Annotated in this window: 13 protein-coding genes; 8 read left to right on the forward strand and 5 right to left on the reverse strand. The window is 68.4% G+C overall.

What is annotated here, in order from left to right:
* Positions 1 to 183 precede the first annotated feature (183 nt).
* The 3 genes from NPA30_RS10105 (at position 184) to prfB (ending at position 5,285) form a co-directional block, all read left to right on the forward strand.
* On the forward strand, positions 184 to 1,362 hold the full coding sequence (locus tag NPA30_RS10105; RefSeq protein ID WP_256802547.1) for an N-acetylmuramoyl-L-alanine amidase: 1,179 nt from the start codon (positions 184 to 186) through the stop codon (positions 1,360 to 1,362).
* A gap of 226 nt (positions 1,363 to 1,588) precedes the next feature.
* Positions 1,589 to 4,039 (forward strand): penicillin-binding protein 1A, encoded by a 2,451-nt coding sequence (locus NPA30_RS10110; RefSeq protein ID WP_256802548.1) that lies wholly within the window; start codon positions 1,589 to 1,591, stop codon positions 4,037 to 4,039.
* A gap of 117 nt (positions 4,040 to 4,156) precedes the next feature.
* A protein-coding gene (gene prfB, locus NPA30_RS10115) for a peptide chain release factor 2 (protein ID WP_256802549.1) occupies positions 4,157 to 5,285 on the forward strand; the annotation gives its coding sequence in 2 pieces (ribosomal slippage) (positions 4,157 to 4,225 and positions 4,227 to 5,285; 1,128 coding nt in all).
* A 49-nt stretch (positions 5,286 to 5,334) separates the two neighbouring features.
* On the opposite strand, the gene NPA30_RS10120 is transcribed toward prfB, so the two are convergent.
* The 3 genes from NPA30_RS10120 to NPA30_RS10130 all read right to left on the reverse strand — a co-directional run bounded on the left by NPA30_RS10120 (position 5,335) and on the right by NPA30_RS10130 (position 8,096).
* Entirely contained in the window at positions 5,335 to 6,630 is a 1,296-nt protein-coding gene (locus tag NPA30_RS10120) for a M23 family metallopeptidase (protein WP_256802550.1), read from the reverse strand.
* Positions 6,631 to 6,768: 138 nt separating this feature from the next.
* Positions 6,769 to 7,617, reverse strand: coding sequence for a ferritin-like domain-containing protein (locus tag NPA30_RS10125; protein ID WP_256802551.1), 849 nt, complete (start codon positions 7,615 to 7,617; stop codon positions 6,769 to 6,771).
* The gene (locus tag NPA30_RS10130) at positions 7,617 to 8,096 is read right to left on the reverse strand and encodes a peroxiredoxin (RefSeq protein WP_256802552.1); all 480 of its coding nucleotides are present in this window, start codon (positions 8,094 to 8,096) and stop codon (positions 7,617 to 7,619) included. Before NPA30_RS10130 ends, NPA30_RS10125 begins: the two co-directional genes overlap by 1 nt.
* 216 nt (positions 8,097 to 8,312) lie before the next feature.
* Here NPA30_RS10130 and NPA30_RS10135 point away from each other — a divergent pair, with 216 nt between their 5' ends.
* Complete coding sequence (locus NPA30_RS10135) at positions 8,313 to 11,666, forward strand: hypothetical protein (RefSeq protein WP_256802553.1); 3,354 nt, start codon at positions 8,313 to 8,315, stop codon at positions 11,664 to 11,666.
* Between the two features lie 51 nt (positions 11,667 to 11,717).
* Here the strand turns inward: NPA30_RS10135 and tyrS are convergent, their stop codons facing one another.
* Complete coding sequence (gene tyrS / locus NPA30_RS10140) at positions 11,718 to 12,968, reverse strand: tyrosine--tRNA ligase (protein ID WP_256802554.1); 1,251 nt, start codon at positions 12,966 to 12,968, stop codon at positions 11,718 to 11,720.
* A 96-nt stretch (positions 12,969 to 13,064) separates the two neighbouring features.
* Between tyrS and NPA30_RS10145 the strand changes: the two genes are divergently transcribed.
* The gene (locus NPA30_RS10145; RefSeq protein ID WP_256802555.1) at positions 13,065 to 14,234 is read left to right on the forward strand and encodes an anhydro-N-acetylmuramic acid kinase; all 1,170 of its coding nucleotides are present in this window, start codon (positions 13,065 to 13,067) and stop codon (positions 14,232 to 14,234) included.
* On the opposite strand, the gene NPA30_RS10150 is transcribed toward NPA30_RS10145, so the two are convergent.
* Positions 14,203 to 14,877, reverse strand: a complete 675-nt coding sequence (locus tag NPA30_RS10150; protein ID WP_256802556.1) for an alpha/beta hydrolase — start codon at positions 14,875 to 14,877, stop codon at positions 14,203 to 14,205. The genes NPA30_RS10145 and NPA30_RS10150 overlap by 32 nt on opposite strands.
* Before the next feature lie 203 nt (positions 14,878 to 15,080).
* On the opposite strand from NPA30_RS10150, the gene NPA30_RS10155 reads away from it, so the two are divergent.
* From NPA30_RS10155 to NPA30_RS10165, 3 genes are all read left to right on the forward strand, one after another.
* Entirely contained in the window at positions 15,081 to 16,259 is a 1,179-nt protein-coding gene (locus NPA30_RS10155) for a cysteine desulfurase family protein (RefSeq protein ID WP_256802557.1), read from the forward strand.
* A 138-nt stretch (positions 16,260 to 16,397) separates the two neighbouring features.
* Positions 16,398 to 17,915, forward strand: a complete 1,518-nt coding sequence (gene sufB, locus NPA30_RS10160; RefSeq protein WP_256802558.1) for a Fe-S cluster assembly protein SufB — start codon at positions 16,398 to 16,400, stop codon at positions 17,913 to 17,915.
* Positions 17,912 to 18,109: a hypothetical protein gene (locus tag NPA30_RS10165; RefSeq protein ID WP_256802559.1), complete on the forward strand. Its 198-nt coding sequence runs from the start codon at positions 17,912 to 17,914 to the stop codon at positions 18,107 to 18,109. Before sufB ends, NPA30_RS10165 begins: the two co-directional genes overlap by 4 nt.
* Positions 18,110 to 18,112: the final 3 nt, after the last annotated feature.

Genomic DNA, 18,112 nt, shown 5'->3' on the forward strand with positions numbered 1-18,112 from the left:
CCAGCCTCACTTGCGCTTTTATGCTGGGCTAGGGCGCGACACAAGTGTTATGCGCGGGAGCGCTGCCGGAACGGCGCCCGCGGGGCCAGCCGATCGGGCAGGGCGGTGCAGGATTCCGGCGGCTCGATGACAGACAGGCTCTCATTCAAAGCGCTTGCGGCGGGGCTCCGGCGATCGTTGGCGTTGCTGTGCCTCCTGCTGATTCTGGCTCCGGGCGCGACGCATGCCGGCGAAGCGGTGGTGCTCACCGCCATCGACGCGGCGGCGAAGACGGCGGGTGCGGGCGAGACCGTGACGCTGCACCTGACCGGCCCGACGGAGAGCCGGCTGATCCTCCTGCGCCATCCCGATCGGGTGGCGGTCGACCTGTCGGACACGCTTGCCGCCGCTCCCGACCTGAAGCCGCTCGCGGACGGGCTGGTCGACCACCTGCGGCAGGGCCTGATCGCCGAAGACCGCTATCGCCTCGTCTTCGTGCTGAAGCGTCCGGCGCTCGCGCGCCTGGAGAGCGAGGAGACGTCGGGGGGCAGGCTGTTGCGGCTCGAGCTGACGCCGAGCGACCGCAAGGCTTTCGATGCGGCGCTGCTCAAGCAGGGTCTCGGAGAGACGGGCGCCGCCGTGGGAGTCGCCGGCGCGCGGCCCGACCGGCCCTTCACGGTCGTGATCGACCCAGGCCATGGCGGCATCGACAACGGCGCCATCAGCCGCGACGGCACGCACGAGAAGGACATCAACCTGCAGATGGCGCTCGCGCTGCGCGATGCCCTGGCGTCCCGACCGAACGTCACCGTCGTGCTGACCCGCAGCGACGACACCTACATACCGCTCAACGAACGGGCGGAGATCGGCAGGCGCAACAAGGCCGACCTCTTCATCTCGCTGCACGCCGATTCGATCCGCTACTCCTCGCTGCGCGGTGCCACCGTCTACACGCTCTCCGACCGTGCGTCGGATGCGCTGTCGAGCGAGATCGCCGACAGCGAGAACGCCGCCGACCGCTTCGCCGGCCCGGAGTGGCACCAGGAGGAACCGGAGGTCTTCGATATCCTGCTCGATCTCACGCGGCGCGAGACCGTGGGCTTCTCCGAACGATTTGCCGCGGCGCTGGTCGACAGCCTGGACGACGGCGGGATCGGCCTGATCAAGAACCCGAAGCGCTCGGCCGGCTTCCGCGTGCTGCGGGCGCCGGACGTGCCGTCGGTGCTGGTGGAGATGGGCTACCTGTCGAACAAGGACGACGAGAAGCTCCTGCTCGATCCGGACTGGCAGAAGAAGGCGGCCGGAGCGATCGCCGACGCGGCGATGCACTTCCTCGAGACGCGCAGCGCGATCGCCGGCGCCGGCTCCGGCAGCGGCGGCTGATCGCAATCACGCCCCGTCAGTGGCCGGAGGGAAACATGCCGCCGCAGCCGTTCGGCCTGCCGGGGGCAAGACCACGGCTTGGCCGCAATTTTGCGCCAAGCCGCGAGGAAGCGGTATCGGAGAGGGATCGCGGCGCGGTCGCTCCCGGTGGCTGGCCTGCGGACGCCGCGCGGGCTATTGAGCGCGGGACGGGCATGCCGGAAGCGGCGATGCGAACGGAGACTTCATGATCAGACTGCTCGGCTACCTCTTCGCGGTCGCGGCGGCGCTCTTCCTCGTCGGCGCGGGCGGGGTGGCGCTCTACGTCCAGAAGCTCGGCGCGCAGCTTCCCGACTATCAGGTGCTGGCCGATTACGAGCCGCCGGTTGCGACGCGCGTGCACGCGTCGGACGGGTCGCTGATGGCCGAGTATGCCCGCCAGCGTCGCCTGTTCCTGCCGATCCAGGCAATCCCCGACCGGGTCAAGAACGCCTTCCTGTCGGCCGAGGACAAGACCTTCTACCAGCATCCGGGAATCGACATCTACGGCGTGCTCGGTGCGATCCGCACCAACCTCATGAATCTCGGCATGGACCGCCGTCCGGTGGGCGCCTCGACGATCACCCAGCAGGTCGCCAAGAACTTTCTCCTCAGCGCCGAGCAGACCTACGACCGCAAGGTCAAGGAGGCTCTGCTCGCGCTGCGCATCGAGCAGGCCTACTCGAAGGACAAGATTCTCGAGCTCTACCTCAACGAGATCTTCCTCGGCATGGGCTCCTACGGCGTCGCAGCCGCCTCGCTCGCCTATTTCGACAAGTCGGTGAACGAGCTCGACATCAACGAGGCCGCCTACCTCGCCGCGCTGCCCAAGGCGCCGAACAACTACAATCCGTTCAGCCACCCCGAGGCCGCCGTCGCCCGCCGCAACTGGGTGATCGACCAGATGCAGCAGAACGGCTTCATCTCCGCCGAGGAGGCGGAGGAGAACAAGCAGAAGCCGCTGGGCATCAACCCGCGTCCGTCCGGCACCTACCTCTTCGCCTCCGAGTATTTCACCGAGGAGGTCCGGCGCGAGCTCATCCAGCGCTATGGCGTCGACGCGCTCTACGACGGCGGCCTGTCGGTCCGCACCACCCTCGACCCGACGCTGCAGGCCGAGGCGCGCAAGGCGCTGCAGGCCGGCCTGGAGCGCTACGACGAGGCGCACGGCTACCGAGGTCCGGTCAAGACCATCGACATAAGCGGGGACTGGGGTCCGGCCCTTGGCGAGGTCAAGGGGTTCGACGACGTTCCGGAATGGCGGCCGGCGGTGGTGCTGGAGGCCGATGGCCGAAGCGCGACGGTCGGCCTGCAGCCGCATCGCGAGGTGTCCGGCGAACTCGGCGCCGAGCGCGAGACCGGCACGATCGCGCTCGCCGACATGAAGTGGGCGCTCCGCTTCGAGCGGGACGGCAAGTCGCACAGCGGCAAGGGCGTCGACGACGTGCTGCAGCGCGGCGACGTCGTCTACGTCGAGAAGTCGGGAGAGGATGACGGCTATCGCCTGCGCCAGCCGCCGAAGATCCAGGGCGCGCTCGTCTCGATGGATCCGCACACCGGTCGCGTGCTGGCCCTCGTCGGAGGCTTCTCCTTCGCCCAGTCCGAGTTCAACCGCGCGACGCAGGCGATGCGCCAGCCCGGCTCCTCGTTCAAACCCTTCGTCTATTCCGCAGCGCTCGACAACGGCTACACCCCGGCCTCGGTGATTCTCGACGCGCCGATCTCGATCCCGGACGGCACCGGCAAGGTGTGGCAGCCGCAGAACTATGGCGGCAGCTTCATCGGCCCGTCGACCCTGCGCCAGGGCATCGAGCAGAGCCGCAACCTCATGACGGTGCGTCTCGCCGCCGACATGGGCATGGAACTGGTCGCCCAGTATGCCGAGCGCTTCGGCATCTACGACCACCTGGCGCGCTACCTGCCGATGGCGCTCGGTGCCGGCGAGACGACCGTGCTGAGGATGGTCTCCGCGTATTCGGTGATCGCCAATGGCGGCCGCTCGCTCGAGCCGTCGCTGATCGACCGGGTACAGGACCGCTACGGACGGACGGTCTACAAGCACGACAGCCGCCAGTGCGACGGCTGCAATGCTCAGAGCTGGGAGAACCAGCCGGAGCCCGAACTCGTCGAGGACCGTGACCAGGTTCTCGACCCGATGACCGCCTACCAGATCACCTCGATGATGGAGGGGGTCGTGCAGCGCGGCACCGCGACGGTCGTCAAGAAGCTCGGCGTGCCGGTTGCCGGCAAGACCGGCACCTCGAACGACGAGAAGGACGCCTGGTTCATGGGCTTCACGCCCGACCTCGTGACCGGCGTCTTCATGGGATACGACACGCCGAAGCCCATGGGCCGCGGCGGCACCGGCGGCGGCCTCGCCGCGCCGATCTTCCTCGACTTCATGGAAGACGCGCTGAAGGGCAAGCCGCCGGTCGACTTCCGCGTCCCCGACGGCATGACCATGATCGCGGTCAACCGCAAGACCGGCATGACCGGCACGCCCGGAGACCCGAACACGATCGTCGAGGCCTTCAAGCCGGGCACCGGCCCGTCCGACGTCTACGAGGTGATCGGAGCGGAGTCGGTCGCCGCAGCCGCGCCGGAGGTGTCGCCCGAGACCGAGCAGGCGATCGTCCAGGGCGCCGGCGGCCTGTTCTGATCACCGGCCGTCGCCATCGGCGGGGCTGCCCAGGCGCCGCCGCTGCGCTTTACAGCGCCGGCGCCGCTGCCTATGTAGCGCCGACCATCCCATCCAACGCGAACTGGAGTCTGCGGCATGCGTGCCGAAATGGAAGCCATTGTCGACGAGATCCAGCAGGCCGTAAGCCTGCTGAGGAGGCATCTTTGACTGGGATTGCGCACTCAAACGTTTCGACGAGCTGAACGCCAAGGCCGAGGATCCCTCGCTCTGGAACGATCCGACCGAGGCCCAGAAGCTGATGCGCGAGCGTCAGCAGCTCGAGACGTCGATCGGCGCCGTGCGGGCGCTCGAGAGCGGCCTCGCCGAGAATGTCGAGCTGATCGCGATGGGCGAGGAGGAGGGCGACAAGGACGTCGTCGCCGAAGCCGAAGCCGCGATCCGCGAGATGCAGGCCGAGGTCGATCGTCGTCAGATCGAGACGCTGCTGTCCGGTGAGGCCGACGGCAACGACACCTATGTCGAAGTGCATTCGGGCGCCGGCGGCACCGAAAGCCAGGACTGGGCCTCGATGCTCCTGCGCATGTACATGCGCTGGGCGGAGCGCTCGAAGATGAAGGTGGAGCTGCTGGAGGAGCATGCGGGCGACGAGGCCGGCATCAAGTCGGCGACGCTGCTTCTCAAGGGCCACAACGCCTATGGCTGGATGAAGACCGAATCGGGCGTCCACCGCCTGGTGCGGATTTCGCCCTATGACAGCCAGGCGCGGCGGCACACCTCCTTTGCATCCGTCTGGGTGTATCCGGTGGTCGACGATTCGATCGACATCCAGATCAATGAGTCGGACTGCCGCATCGACACCTACCGCGCTTCAGGCGCGGGCGGGCAGCACGTGAACACGACCGATTCGGCGGTGCGCATCACGCACATTCCGACTGGCATCGTCGTCGCCTGCCAGCAGGAGCGCTCGCAGCACAAGAACCGGGCGACCGCCTGGAACATGCTGAAGGCGCGCCTCTACGAGGCCGAGCTGAAGAAGCGCGAGGAGGCGGCGAACGCCGAGGCGGCTTCGAAGACCGAGATCGGCTGGGGCCACCAGATCCGCTCCTACGTCCTGCAGCCGTATCAGATGGTGAAGGACCTGCGGACGGGTGTTGAGAGCACCTCGCCGCAGGACGTGCTCGACGGCAAGATCGACGACTTCATGGAAGCCGCGCTGGCCCAGCGCGTGCACGGCGAAGACGTCGAGGTGAGCGACGTCGACTGATCGTCGCTGGAGCGTCGGCCGTCTGCGCCACCGCTCCTGACGCTCCGGCTCAGCCGAACGAGCGCAGGCGCCGGCCGGCCCTCAGGAAGCGGGCCGGGTTGATCGGCTTGTCGTCCTCGCGCACTTCATAGTGCAGGTGGGCGCCTGTGCTGCGGCCGGTGGAGCCCACCGCGCCGATCGTGTCGCCCGGCTGCACCGCCTGTCCGGCCGTGACGTAGACCGCCGAGAGATGCGCGTAGCGCGTGACGATGCCCTTGCCGTGGTCGATCTCGACCATGTTGCCGTAGCTGCCGGCAGCACCGGCGAGCGTGACCTTGCCGGCGGCGGCGGCCTCGACGCGGGTGCCGATCCCCGCGACGAAGTCTATGCCCGGATGCAGCGCCGGTTCGCCGAGAAACGGATCCTTGCGCACGCCGAAGCCGCTGCTGACCGTCGTCGCGCCGATCGGAGCGCCGAGCGGCAGGCGATCGGTCGTGTCCTTCAGCCGGTTCAGCGCCTCGAGCGCGTTCTCCAGGCCGTCGACGCTGGCTTCAAAGTCTTCGGTGCCCGGCGGGGGGACGAAGGGGCCGCCTTTCGGTGCGCCGCTCTCACCGGAATCCGGGTAGTCGATGCCTTCCGCCTTCAGCGCCGCAGCGATCTGCGCCGCCCGCTGTTCGGCACCGACCTTGAGAAGATCGATCTGCGCCCGCTGGCCGCGGGCGACGTCGTCGAGCCGGGTGCCGACCTCGAGGAGGGCGTCCGGCAAGCCGCTCGACGTCGGCGGTGCCGCGCGCCGCTCTGCGCCGGTGCCGGTGTCGACCAGCTTGAAGCGCTGCAGCAGCTTGTCGTGCGAGTCTCCGGCAAAGGCGAGGGCACGTACCGGCTCCACCTTGGGCTCGGTCTCGAGCATGGCCTGAGGAGAGGGTTTGGGGGTCGGTATGGCGACGGCTGGCGGCAGCAGTCCGGCGGACCGGGCCTGATCCAGCAGCGGCTGGAGGCGGGTGTAGCGGTCGCTGATCTCGCTCTGCTGGTCCAGCAGCGTCTTGAGCTTGGTGTCGACCAGCTTCTGGGTGAGCATCTGGCGGCTGGTGATGCGATCGAGCTGCTGGCGCAGGGCGGCGATGCGGGCCTCGTAGGCGGCCTGCGCGTCCTCGCCGGGCTGGTCGGCGGCCATGGCGAGATCGCTGCGCGTCAGCGCATAGCCCGCTGCGCCGAGTGTCCCGATGACCACGGCCACGGCCGCGGCGCCTGCGACCAGCCAGCGGCGGCCGAGCGTGAACTGCCGGAGCGTATCGCCGCGAGCGATGATCACGGTGTGCGGCAGGTCCTGCTGCCCGAAGATGCTGTTGTTGTTCGCAGCCAACATCTGAACCCCGTCACTCGTCCCGCGGAAACCTCGTTTGCGGGCTAATCAACTAGGGGCAAGTAGACCCGGTTAAGGTTAACGAAGCCTTGAACTGCGGCAAAAAGGCCTCGAAAACCGGTGGATCGGCTGGATTTTCGCTCAGCTCGAGAGCGGCGATAGCGCGCGGTAGAACGTCGGGGTCAATCCGGCCTCGGCCCGGGCTCGGTCGTTGAATGGTGCCTTCACATCGCCGCGGAAGCACTCGCGCACCAGCGCCTGAAAGCGGACGGCGGGGTTGCGGCCCTCGCGGGCGCACAGGAACCGGAACCACTTCGCTCCGATCGCGACGTGCTTCTTCTCGTCGCGGTAGATGATGTCGAGAATTGCCGCCGTGTCCGCGTCACCGACAGTCTGGAGCTTTTCGAGAAGCGAAGGCGTCACGTCGAGGCCGCGGGCCTCCAGAATCAGCGGCACGATGGCTAGGCGTGCCGAAAGGTCGTGGGTGGTCGCCTCGACCGCTTGCCACAGCCCGTCATGGGCGGGCAGGGCGCCGTAGGATGAGCCGAGCGCCCCGAGCCGGCGCGACAGCAGCTTGAAGTGCTTCGACTCCTCCAGCGCCACCGTCATCCAGCCGTCGAAGAAGGATCGCGGTACGGCCTCGGTCGCAAACCGGGCGACGATGTCGAGCGCGAGGTCGATGGCGTTGAGCTCGATATGGGCGAGCGCATGGATCAACGCGATTCGCCCCGCCTCGGTGTGAACCGAGCGGCGGCTGACGGTGCGCGGGGAGACGAGTTCCGGCTTGTCCGGCCGTCCGGGACGTGTCGGCAGGGGCGGATCCTGCGGCGCATGCAGCCCGATCCGCCGACCGAACCAGCGGCGGCAGGCTTCGTCGGTGATCGCCGTCTTGCGCTCGAGATCGGCCGCCGCGAGCGCGGCGACGCAGGCGCCGCGCAGCGTGGCGAAGGAGACGCCCTCGACGAGCCGGGAATCCGGAGCCGCTGCCATCAGGCCGCTCCCGCAAGCTCCCGCGCGGCGGCGAGGACCTCCGCGGCGTGGCCGGGCACCTTGACCTTCGACCAGAGCGCGCGGATCAGGCCCTGCGGGTCGACGAGGAGCGTGGTGCGCTCGACGCCCATGTAGGCGCGGCCATACATGCTCTTCTCGACCCAGGCGCCGAGCGCCTGCAGGAGCGCCTTCTCCTCGTCGGCCAGGAGTCGCACGGCAAGCTCGTGCTTGGCCTTGAACTTGCCGTGCTTTTTAACCGAATCAGGAGAAACGCCGATGACGGGCACGCCGATCGCCTCGAAGTCCGGGGCCAACGCGGTGAAGTCGATGGCCTCCTGCGTGCAGCCGGACGTGTCGTCCTTTGGATAGAGATACAGCACGAACGGCCGGCCCCTCAGCGAGGCGAGGCTGACGATCGCGCCGGTCTCGTCGGGCAGGGCGAATTCGGGGCAGGGTTCACCGATCGATGGGCTGGGCAAGATGCCTTCCTTTCGGCAAATTGGCGCTTGATGACATTGGCGGATTCGGCATCGCGCGCGGTCCTGGCACCGCGACGGCTGCGTCCGGCGCCAGTTCGCATGCTTCGGGCATGCTTTTCAATCGACAAGAGCTGCAACTGGGTTTCGCAAGGGGATCGCTTCGATGACAGGCGCCAGCCGCCGCGCCCGGCGCCGTCCGGTTTCCCGATGCGGATGATGCTCTGGCGTCTCGTGCGGTTGCTCGCCGGTCTCGTGACAGCGGTCGCTGCATGTCTGCTCCTCGTCGCGGCCCTCGTCTTCGTCGCCCTGCGGACTGATTCCGGTCAGGCCTATCTCCAGCAGCAGACGGAGGCGCTGGTCGGCCGGATGCTCGGCGCCGATTATCACGCCGAGCTCGGCCATCAGGGGATCGAGCTCTCGCGGGACGGCACGCTCGGTCTCGCCTGGTCGGACGTGCGGCTTCGCCGCACCGACAGCGTGAAGCCGCTCTCCACGATCGGGCGGCTGGCGATCGGCATCCGCATTCTGCCGCTCCTGGAGGGCCGGCTGGAGTTCGACCGCCTGCTGATTTCCGGTGGGCGTGTCGACGTCGCCGCGCTTCCGGGCGTGGATCTGCCTGCGCCTGCCCCGGCGCCCGACGGCCGTGCGGCACCGGACAAGCCCGTGCGCGCCGCCGCCGTCCTGTCGCAGGCCTCGCAGGAGGCCATCGCGGCGCTCGAGCGCCAGCTCGCGGCGATGACGGCGCTTCACTTCGACACCGTGCGCTTCTCCGACGTGCGTCTGTCGGGCTTCGGCACCTTGGTCCCGGGGCTTCCGGACCTGTCCATCGCTGCGGCCGAGCTGAGACAGGGCGCGCCGGGCTCGCTCGCAATCACCGCCGACCTGGCGTTCGGCCGACTTCGGCTTCCGATCACCGGCCGGGCCGACAGCGACCCTCGAACAGGGCGGGTCAGTACCCTTCAGCTGGCGACGGGCACCGTCGAACTCGGCACCTTCATTCCCCCCGGTCCGGCGGACGATGCCTCCGACCGTCGCGGCTTCGCCACCGATGTGACGGTGGCGGCCGAATTCGCCATCGCCCATGCCGGCGACGATGCGCCGCGGCGCGTGACGCTGCGCGTCAGCGCCACCGACGGCGACATCCAGATGGGGCGCGACAGGACCCATCTGGACGGTGCGACGCTCCTGCTTGCCCAGACCGAGGGCGAGGATACGCTGACGCTCGAACCCTCTTCGATTGCCTTCGCCGGTGTCGATCTCACCTTGCATGGACGCTTCGAGCCGACCTACGGAGGCGAGGACCGCGGCTTCTCCGGCTTTTCGTTTGCCGTCGACGCCGATCCGATCCGCTCGTCCGTCGGTGCACCGGACGGCGCACCCCGGTCGGCGACGGCCAGTCTTGCCGGAGCGCTCGACCTGTCCGCGCGGCGCCTGGCGCTGACCCGCCTCGCACTGGAGACGGATGGTGGGGAACTCGCGGGGGATGGCGAGCTCGACTACGGCGACAGTGATGCGCGCACGCGCCTGACCCTGCGCGGTACGAACCTTGCGGCGCGGGACGTGAAAGCCTTCTGGCCCTTCTTCATCGCCGGCAAGACTCGCGACACCGTTCTGGAGCGGATCGGTGCCGCGGGCAGCGTGCCCGAAGCCACGATCGCGCTGGGGCTGAGCTTCGAGCGAATGATGGCGATCCTCGAGCCCAATCACGATCCGACCGCGGACGAACTCCAGGTGGATGTCGCGGTGACGGGCCTCGACATCAAGACGGTGGGCGCGTTGCCGGATCTACGCGGCGCCGCCGGCCACGTGCGGACCGCGGGCGAGAACACGCTGATCTCGCTCGAGGGCGCGACGGTCGTCGGGCTGCCAGACACGAGCGTCCTGCCGTCCACCATGCGATTTGAAAAGCTGCGGCCGGACGAGGTCACGTCCGAACTGTCGCTCGACGTGAAGGGCCCGGCGGCCGCGCTCCTGGAGATTGCGGGCCGCGAGCCGATCGATGCGCTGCGCAAGCTCGACGTCGCACCGGCCGATGCGACCGGTTCGGCCAGGGCGCATGTGACCGCACGGTTGCGGCTCGGCGATGCGGTCGCCGAGAGCGACCAGCTGGACGGATGGAGCGCGGCGATCGATCTCGACGATGTCTCCCTGAAGAGGCCGGTGCAGGGGCGGCAGCTGAACGATGTGGATGGCCATGTCGACGTCGCTCCGGACAAGGCGACCGGCAAGCTGGATGCGACGGTGGACGGGCTGCGCACCGCCATCTCGTTCGAGCGTCCGATCGCGCCGGCCGGCTCGGCGGCGGCGCCTGCAACGGTCGATCTGTCCGTGGACGGAAAGGCCCTCGCGAAGGCCGTGCCAATGCTCGCCGGCGTCGTCGACGGGCCGCTGCGCGCGACGGTGACCGAGAAGGGCGGCGAGCGTTACGCCGCGGCGATCGATCTGTCCGACACGCAGCTGACCCTGCCGGGCATCGGTTGGTCCAAGGGCGCCGGCGTGCCGGCGTCTCTCGATCTGACGCTCGGCGAGGACGGCTCGGCGACCCGGCTGGAGGACGTCAACCTCTCGGGGAGCGGGTTCGCGGCGAGTGGGAGCCTGGTGCTGGATCCCGACGGCCTTCGCAGCGCCGATTTCGACGAGCTGGCGTTGAACCCCGGCGACGACGTCGCCCTGTCGCTCAAGCGGGTCAGCAATGGCTACAGCGCCGTCATCCAGGGCAAGAGCCTCGACGCGCGACCGTTTCTGAAAGAGCTGACCGGCGACCTCGGCGGCGGCGGCGGATCGCCGAAGTCTGCAAAGCGCCAGTTCGACCTGAACCTCGCGATCGATCGCGTGCTCGGCTTCGACCGGCGGGAGCTGCACGCGGTGACGCTGAATTACGCCGGCAGCAACATCGGCATCGCCGCTTTGTCGGTCGCCGGGCAGACCGAGGGTGCGCGGGAGCCCTCGACGCTGGACTATGCGCCGCGCGGCAAGGCCCAGACCATCACGCTGAACACCCTGGACGCCGGCGCGCTGCTCGCCTTCGCCGGCGTCTACGCCCGCATGGAGGGCGGCACCGCGAGCCTGAAGCTGCAGGGCGCGTCGGGTCGCTACGACGGCGGCATCACCTTGAAGAACTTCACGCTCGTCGACGAGCCCCGCCTGTCGAGCCTGGTGTCGTCGGCGCCGTCGCCCGGCGACAGCAGCCTGTCGCAGGCGGTCGGCCACGACCTGCAACAGGCCCGCGCCTTCTTCGATCACGCCGCGGCCGGGTTGCACTACGGGAAGGACCGGCTGGAGGTGTCGGACGGGATCCTGCGCGGCCCGGTCTTCGGCTCGAGCTTCGAGGGAACGGTCTACGACGAGAAGAACCGGATCGACATCGCGGGCTCCTTCATGCCCGCCTACGGGGTCAACCGCCTGTTCGGAGCGCTGCCGCTGTTCGGCAAGATCCTCGGCAACGGCAACGAGGGCGGCCTGATCGGCATCACCTACCGGCTGAGCGGCGATTTTGCCTCGCCGACCTTGCGCGTCAATCCGATCTCGGTGATCGCACCGGGGATCTTCCGGCGCATCTTCGAGTACTGACCCCGCCGACGCACCGCCTGCGTCGCGAGCTGTCTTGGCAAGGCGACGATCTCAGACCGGGCGCACCAGGACGTGCTTCTTGCGCCCGACCGACAGCTTGACGACCCCGTTCGCCAGATGGCTCCGCCCGAGCGCCAGACGCTCGTCCTCGACCGGCTGATCGTTGACCCGCACCGCGCCGCCCTTGACGTGCCGGCGCGCTTCGCCGTTCGAGGCCGCAAGGCCGGCCGTGACGATCAGCGAGAGGAGGCCGAGCCCACCGTCGAGCTCGTGTTCCGGGACCTCGACGGTGGGCAGCGTGTCGGCAAGCGCCCCCTCCTCGAAGGTCTTGCGCGCGGTCTCGGCCGCTTCCTCGGCGGCCGCCCGGCCGTGCAGGAGCGCCGTCGCTTCGGTGGCGAGCACCTTCTTCGCCTCGTTGATCTCGGCGCCGCCGAGCGCGCCGAGCCTGGCGATCTCGCTGAGCGGCAGGGTGGTGAAGAGCTTCAGGAACTTGACGGTGTCGGCGTCCTCGGTGTTGCGCCAGTACTGCCAGAAGTCCCATGGGCTGAACTGCTCGGCGTTCAGCCAGACGGCGCCCTGCGCGGTCTTGCCCATCTTGGCCCCCGACGCGGTGGTGAGCAGCGGCGTCGTTACCGCGTAGAGCTGGTGGGTGCCCATGCGCCGGCCGAGGTCGATGCCGTTGACGATGTTGCCCCACTGGTCGGAGCCGCCCATCTGCAGGTTGCAGCCGTAGCGCCGGGCGAGCTCGACAAAGTCGTAGCTCTGGCAGACCATGTAGTTGAACTCGATGAAGCTCATCTCCTGCTCGCGCTCGAGACGCAGGCGGACCGAGTCCATCGTCAGCATGCGGTTGACCGAGAAGTGGCGGCCGACTTCGCGCAGCATGTCGATATAGCCGAGCTTCAGCAGCCATTCCGCGTTGTCGGTCATCACCGCGTCGGTCCGACCATCGCCGAACTGCAGCACCTTCTGGAAGACCTGCCGGATCGAGGCCTTGTTCGCCTCGATCTCCTCGAGCGTGCGCATCGGGCGCGTCTCGTCCTTGCCGGAGGGATCGCCGACCATCGTCGTGCCGCCGCCCATCAGCGTGACCGGCTTGTTGCCCGACTGCTGCAGCCAGTGGAGCATCATCATCGTCAGGAAGTTGCCGATGTGCAGCGAGGGCGCCGTGCAGTCGTAGCCGACATAGGCGACGACCTCGCCCTTCGCCGCCAGCGCGTCGAGGCCTTCGACGTCGGAGCACTGGTGGATGAAGCCGCGTTCGCTCAAGGTGGTGAGGAATTCGGACTTGAAGGCGGACATCTTTGCTGATCCTCATGCGCGACGAGGGGACGGGCTGCGCGCGGTGGCTCGCGGTTTAGCAGCATCGTCCCTGGAATCCAGCCGGGAGCGGCGTTTTTGAGCGACAACGGCACCCTGCGCGCCATCGGCCTGATGAGCGGGACCTCGCTCGACGGCATCGACGTGGCGCTCCTCGACACCGACGGGGCGGGGCTCGTGCGCCGCGGCCCGTCGCGCGGCTATCCGTACGAGGCTGCCTTTCGCGAGCGCCTCGCGGCGGCGCTGCAGGCGGCGAAGTCCATCGAGGACCGTGACGCGCGGCCGGGCGACCTCGCGGCCCTCGATCGCGAGATCGCGGAGCGCCATGCCGAGGCCGTCCGGCGCTTTGCCGCCGAATGCGGCATCGACCTTGCGAGCGTCGACCTCGTCGGCTTCCACGGACAGACGGTCCTGCACCGCCCCGAGCGGGGCCTGACCGTGCAGATCGGCGACGGCCAGCGGCTTGCCGAAGCGCTCGGACTTCCGGTGATTAACGACATGCGCGCCGCCGACATGGCTGCGGGCGGGCAGGGGGCGCCGCTGGTGCCGGCCTATCATGCGGCGCTGGCCGCGGGCCTGCCTGACGCGTTGCAGCCCGAGGGTCCGGTCGCCTTCGTCAATATCGGCGGCATCTCCAACGTCACCTTCATCGATGGCGAGGCCGAACCGGTCGCCTTCGACAGCGGTCCCGGCATGGCGCTGATCGACCAGTGGGTCCAGCGCGAGGCGGGCATCCCGTTCGACCAGAACGGCACGATCGCCAGCGAGGGCGGGATCGTGGCGACGCTTGCCGCGTCCTATCTCGACGCTCCGTTCTTCGCGCGGCCGGCGCCGAAGTCGCTCGATCGCTTCGATTTCGCCGTGCCGGAAAAGGGTGCGGGTGCGCTGGAGGACGTCGCACGCACGCTCGCCTTTGTCACCGCCGAAGCCATCCTGAAGGCGGCGGAGCAGATGCCACGGCAACCCAGGCTCTGGATCATCTGCGGCGGTGGCCGGCGTCACCCGCTGATCATGCAGGATCTGCGGGAGGGCGCGGCGCGCCGGGGGGCACGGGCGATCCTTGCGGAGGAGGCCGGCCTCGATGGCGATGCGATGGAGGCGGAGGCCTGGGCCTACCTCGCCGTCCGCTCGGTCAAGGGGCTGCCCCTGACCTTCCCGGGGACGACGGGCTGCCGCGCGCCCACGACGGGCGGCGTGTTGGCGCGCCTGGCTGCCCTTACTTCAGGCGCTTCGGCTTGGGATCGCTGAGATCGCCCGCCAGGCGGCGGTCGAGGTAATCGGCGCAGTCGGCCAGCAGCTCCTCGCTGTGTTCGGAGAAGAAGTGGTTGGCGCCCGGGATCGTCTTCTGGGTGATCAGGATGCCCTTCTGCGTCTTCAGCTTGTCGACCAGCGTCTGCACGTCCTTTGGCGGCGCGACGCGATCCTTGTCGCCATGGATGATCAGGCCGGAGGACGGGCAGGGGGCAAGGAAGGAGAAGTCGTAGGAGTTCGGCTGCGGCGCGATCGACAGGAAGCCCTCGATCTCCGGCCGGCGCATCAGGAGCTGCATGCCGATCCAGGCACCGAAGGAGTAGCCGGCGACCCAGCACTGCTTGGAGTCCGGATGCAGGCTCTGCACCCAGTCGAGCGCCGAGGCGGCGTCCGAGAGCTCACCGGCGCCGTGGTCGAACTCGCCCTGGCTGCGGCCGATGCCGCGGAAGTTGAAGCGCAGCGTCGTGAAGCCGCGCTGCACGAACATGTAGAAGAGCTGGTAGACGATCTGGTTGTTCATCGTCCCGCCGAAGCGGGGATGCGGATGCAGGACGATCGCGATCGGCGCGTTCTTCTCCTTGGCCGCCTGATAGCGTCCCTCGAGGCGTCCGGCCGGGCCGTTGAAGATGACTTCGGGCATTGATCTCACATCCCGCGGAGGACACTCGTTGCGCTCCCGAGCCGCCTTGACGGGTCAGGGCTCTCCGCTTAGCTTCCAGATTAGAATAATTCAAAACTACAGGCTCGAGCCGAAGGCGCTATGTAGTCCGGGACGCCGCGTAGATTCAAGGAATTTGCGAAGGTCGACCTACGGACAGGGTGCAACATGACGGACGGAAGCTCGTGACGGAGCGACGCGCCTATCTGGACCACAACGCCACCGCACCGCTCCTGCCGGAGGCGCGCAAGGCGTTGCTGCGCGCACTCGAGCAGCCTGGAAATCCGTCGTCGGTGCATGCGGAGGGGCGCGCGGCGCGGGCTCTCGTCGAGGCCGCTCGACGCAGCGTGGCCGGTCTGGTCGGTGCGTCGCCGCCTGCGGTGACCTTCACCAGCGGTGCGACCGAGGCCGCCACGACCTGTCTGTCGCCGCTCTGGATCGAGGAGGGGCGCGAGGTGGCGATCGGGCGACTCGCGGTGCTCGACACCGACCACCCCTGCATCCGCGATGGCGGCCGGTTTGCGCCGGAGCGCGTGACGCGGCTGCCGGTCGACGCCGACGGGATCGTGGATCTCGACGCGCTGGCGCGCTGGCTCGACGCTGCGGACGGTCCGGAGCCGGACCTTCTGGCGCTGTGCTTCGCCAACAACGAGACCGGCGTGATCCAGCCGCTCGACGCGATCACCGACCTCATCGGCGAGAAGCCGGTGCTTCTCGCGGTGGACGCCGTACAGGCGGTCGGGCGGTTGCCGCTCGATGGCATTCTCGCGCGAGCCGATGCGGTGATCCTCTCAGGTCATAAGATTGGGGCCGCCAAGGGCGTCGGCGCCGTTGCCCTGCGGCGTGAGTCGCTCCGGCCGGCGCCGCTGCTCACCGGCGGCGGCCAGGAGAAGCGGCGGCGATCGGGGACGGAGGCGGTTGCGCCCATCGCGAGTTTCGGCGCCGCCGCGGAGGTCGCGGGGCGGCGATGTGAGGAGGCCGGCCGCCTGCTCGCGCTGCGCACGCAGATCGAGAGCCGCCTCGAGTCGCTTGGCGTCGCCGTCGTGGGCCGCGACGCATCGCGGCTGCCGAACACCGTGATGGCCGCGCGCCCGGGTCTGAAGGCCGAGACGGCGCAGATGGCGCTCGACCTCGCCGGCTTTGCGGTGTCCTCGGGCTCCGCCTGCTCGTCCGGCAAGGTGGGTCCCAGTCACGTTCTCGAAGCCATGGCGAAAGCGGGTGCCCCGGTCGATCCGAACGAGGGTGCAATCCGCATCAGTTTCGGCTACGAGACCGGCGAGGACGAGCTCGATGCCCTTCTCGTCGAGATCAGCCGGCTGGTGACGCGCTCGGCGGCTTCGGGATCGCGCACCGTCGCGGCCTGAGGTCGGCTTTTCCGCGGGTGAATCGAAGCTGCGGCTTCATTTCCCGCGTCGCAATGACCAGATAATGCTTGTGCGCGTGGCGACACGGCGCGCGGAGCCAACCACCGGACCTTGAATCCGGCGAGTATGGAGAGTGACATGCCTGCGGTTCAGGAAACCATCGATCAGGTCCGTCGCATCGACGTCGACCAGTACAAGTATGGCTTCGAGACCCTCATCGAGTCCGACAAGGCGCCGAAGGGGCTGGACGAGGACATCATCCGTTTCATCTCCGCCAAGAAGGGCGAGCCCCAGTGGATGCTCGACTGGCGGCTCGAGGCGTTCGCCCGATGGAAGACGATGGAGAGCCCGTCCTGGGCGCGCCTCGACTATCCGGAGATCGACTTCCAGGACATCCACTACTACGCCGCGCCGAAGTCGATGGCCGGACCGGCTTCGCTCGACGAGGTCGATCCGGAGATCCTGGCGACCTACGAGAAGCTCGGGATCCCGCTGCGCGAGCAGGAGATCCTCGCCGGCGTGGTCAAGCCGCAGGCCGTCGAGGAGGGCGATGACGAGACGCTCGCCATGCCGAGCGGGCGCGTCGCCGTCGACGCGGTGTTCGATTCGGTGTCGGTCGCGACCACCTTCAAGAAGGAGCTCGCCAAGGCCGGCGTGATCTTCATGCCGATCTCCGAGGCGATCCGGGAGTATCCGGAGCTCGTGAAGAAGTATCTCGGCTCGGTGGTCCCGGTGTCGGACAACTTCTATGCGACGTTGAATTCGGCGGTCTTCACCGACGGGTCCTTCGTCTACGTGCCCGAGGGCGTGCGCTGCCCGATGGAGCTCTCCACCTATTTCCGCATCAACGAGCGCAACACCGGCCAGTTCGAGCGCACGCTGATCATCGCCGACAAGGGCGCCTACGTCTCTTATCTCGAGGGCTGCACCGCGCCGCAGCGCGACGAGAACCAGCTGCATGCGGCGGTCGTCGAGCTGGTCGCGCTGGAGGACGCCGAGATCAAGTACTCGACGGTCCAGAACTGGTACCCCGGCGACAAGGACGGCAAGGGCGGCATCTACAACTTCGTCACCAAGCGGGGCGACTGCCGCGGCGCCAACTCCAAGATCTCGTGGACGCAGGTCGAGACCGGTTCGGCGATCACGTGGAAGTACCCGTCCTGCATCCTCAGGGGCGACAATTCGCGCGGCGAGTTCTACTCGATCGCCGTGTCGAACGGGCGCCAGCAGATCGACAGCGGCACCAAGATGATCCATCTCGGCAAGAACACCTCGAGCCGCATCATCTCCAAGGGCATCTCGGCCGGGCACTCCAACAACACCTATCGTGGCCAGGTGACGACGCACCGCCGGGCGGCGAACGCGCGCAACTTCACCCAGTGCGACTCGCTGCTGATCGGCGAGAACTGCGGCGCGCACACCGTGCCCTACATCGAGGCGAAGAACGCGACGGCCCAGTTCGAGCACGAGGCGACGACGTCGAAGATCTCCGAGGACCAGCTGTTCTACTGCATGCAGCGCGGCATTCCGGAGGAGGAGGCGGTGGCTCTCATCGTCAACGGCTTCGTGCGCGACGTCATCCAGCAGCTGCCGATGGAGTTCGCCGTCGAGGCGCAGAAGCTGATCGGCATCTCGCTGGAAGGCTCCGTGGGGTGAGCGAGGCGAACGCCGACCGCCTGCGCCAGATCGAGGGACGGCTCGCCGAGGTGCGGAGCGCGGTCGACACGGCGCTGAGCGGCGATGCGGACCCCGTGGTCGCCGACGAGATCGAGGCGCTCGAGATCGAGCGTGACAGACTTTTGACCGAAACCGGGCCGGCCGCCGAAGGCGCCGCTCCCACCGAAGGCTGACGG

This window comes from Mangrovibrevibacter kandeliae, assembly GCF_024519155.1.
Taxonomy (GTDB): domain Bacteria; phylum Pseudomonadota; class Alphaproteobacteria; order Rhizobiales; family Rhizobiaceae; genus Mangrovibrevibacter; species Mangrovibrevibacter kandeliae.

What these genes read in the sequence shown, in the direction of transcription:
- NPA30_RS10110 (WP_256802548.1), top strand. Translation starts at nt 1,589, where the DNA reads ATGATCAGACTGCTCGGCTACCTCTTCGCGGTCGCGGCGGCGCTCTTC.
- NPA30_RS10120 (WP_256802550.1), bottom strand. Translation starts at nt 6,630, where the DNA reads ATGTTGGCTGCGAACAACAACAGCATCTTCGGGCAGCAGGACCTGCCG.
- NPA30_RS10125 (WP_256802551.1), bottom strand. Translation starts at nt 7,617, where the DNA reads ATGGCAGCGGCTCCGGATTCCCGGCTCGTCGAGGGCGTCTCCTTCGCC.
- NPA30_RS10135 (WP_256802553.1), top strand. Translation starts at nt 8,313, where the DNA reads ATGCTCTGGCGTCTCGTGCGGTTGCTCGCCGGTCTCGTGACAGCGGTC.
- tyrS (WP_256802554.1), bottom strand. Translation starts at nt 12,968, where the DNA reads ATGTCCGCCTTCAAGTCCGAATTCCTCACCACCTTGAGCGAACGCGGC.
- NPA30_RS10150 (WP_256802556.1), bottom strand. Translation starts at nt 14,877, where the DNA reads ATGCCCGAAGTCATCTTCAACGGCCCGGCCGGACGCCTCGAGGGACGC.
- sufB (WP_256802558.1), top strand. Translation starts at nt 16,398, where the DNA reads ATGCCTGCGGTTCAGGAAACCATCGATCAGGTCCGTCGCATCGACGTC.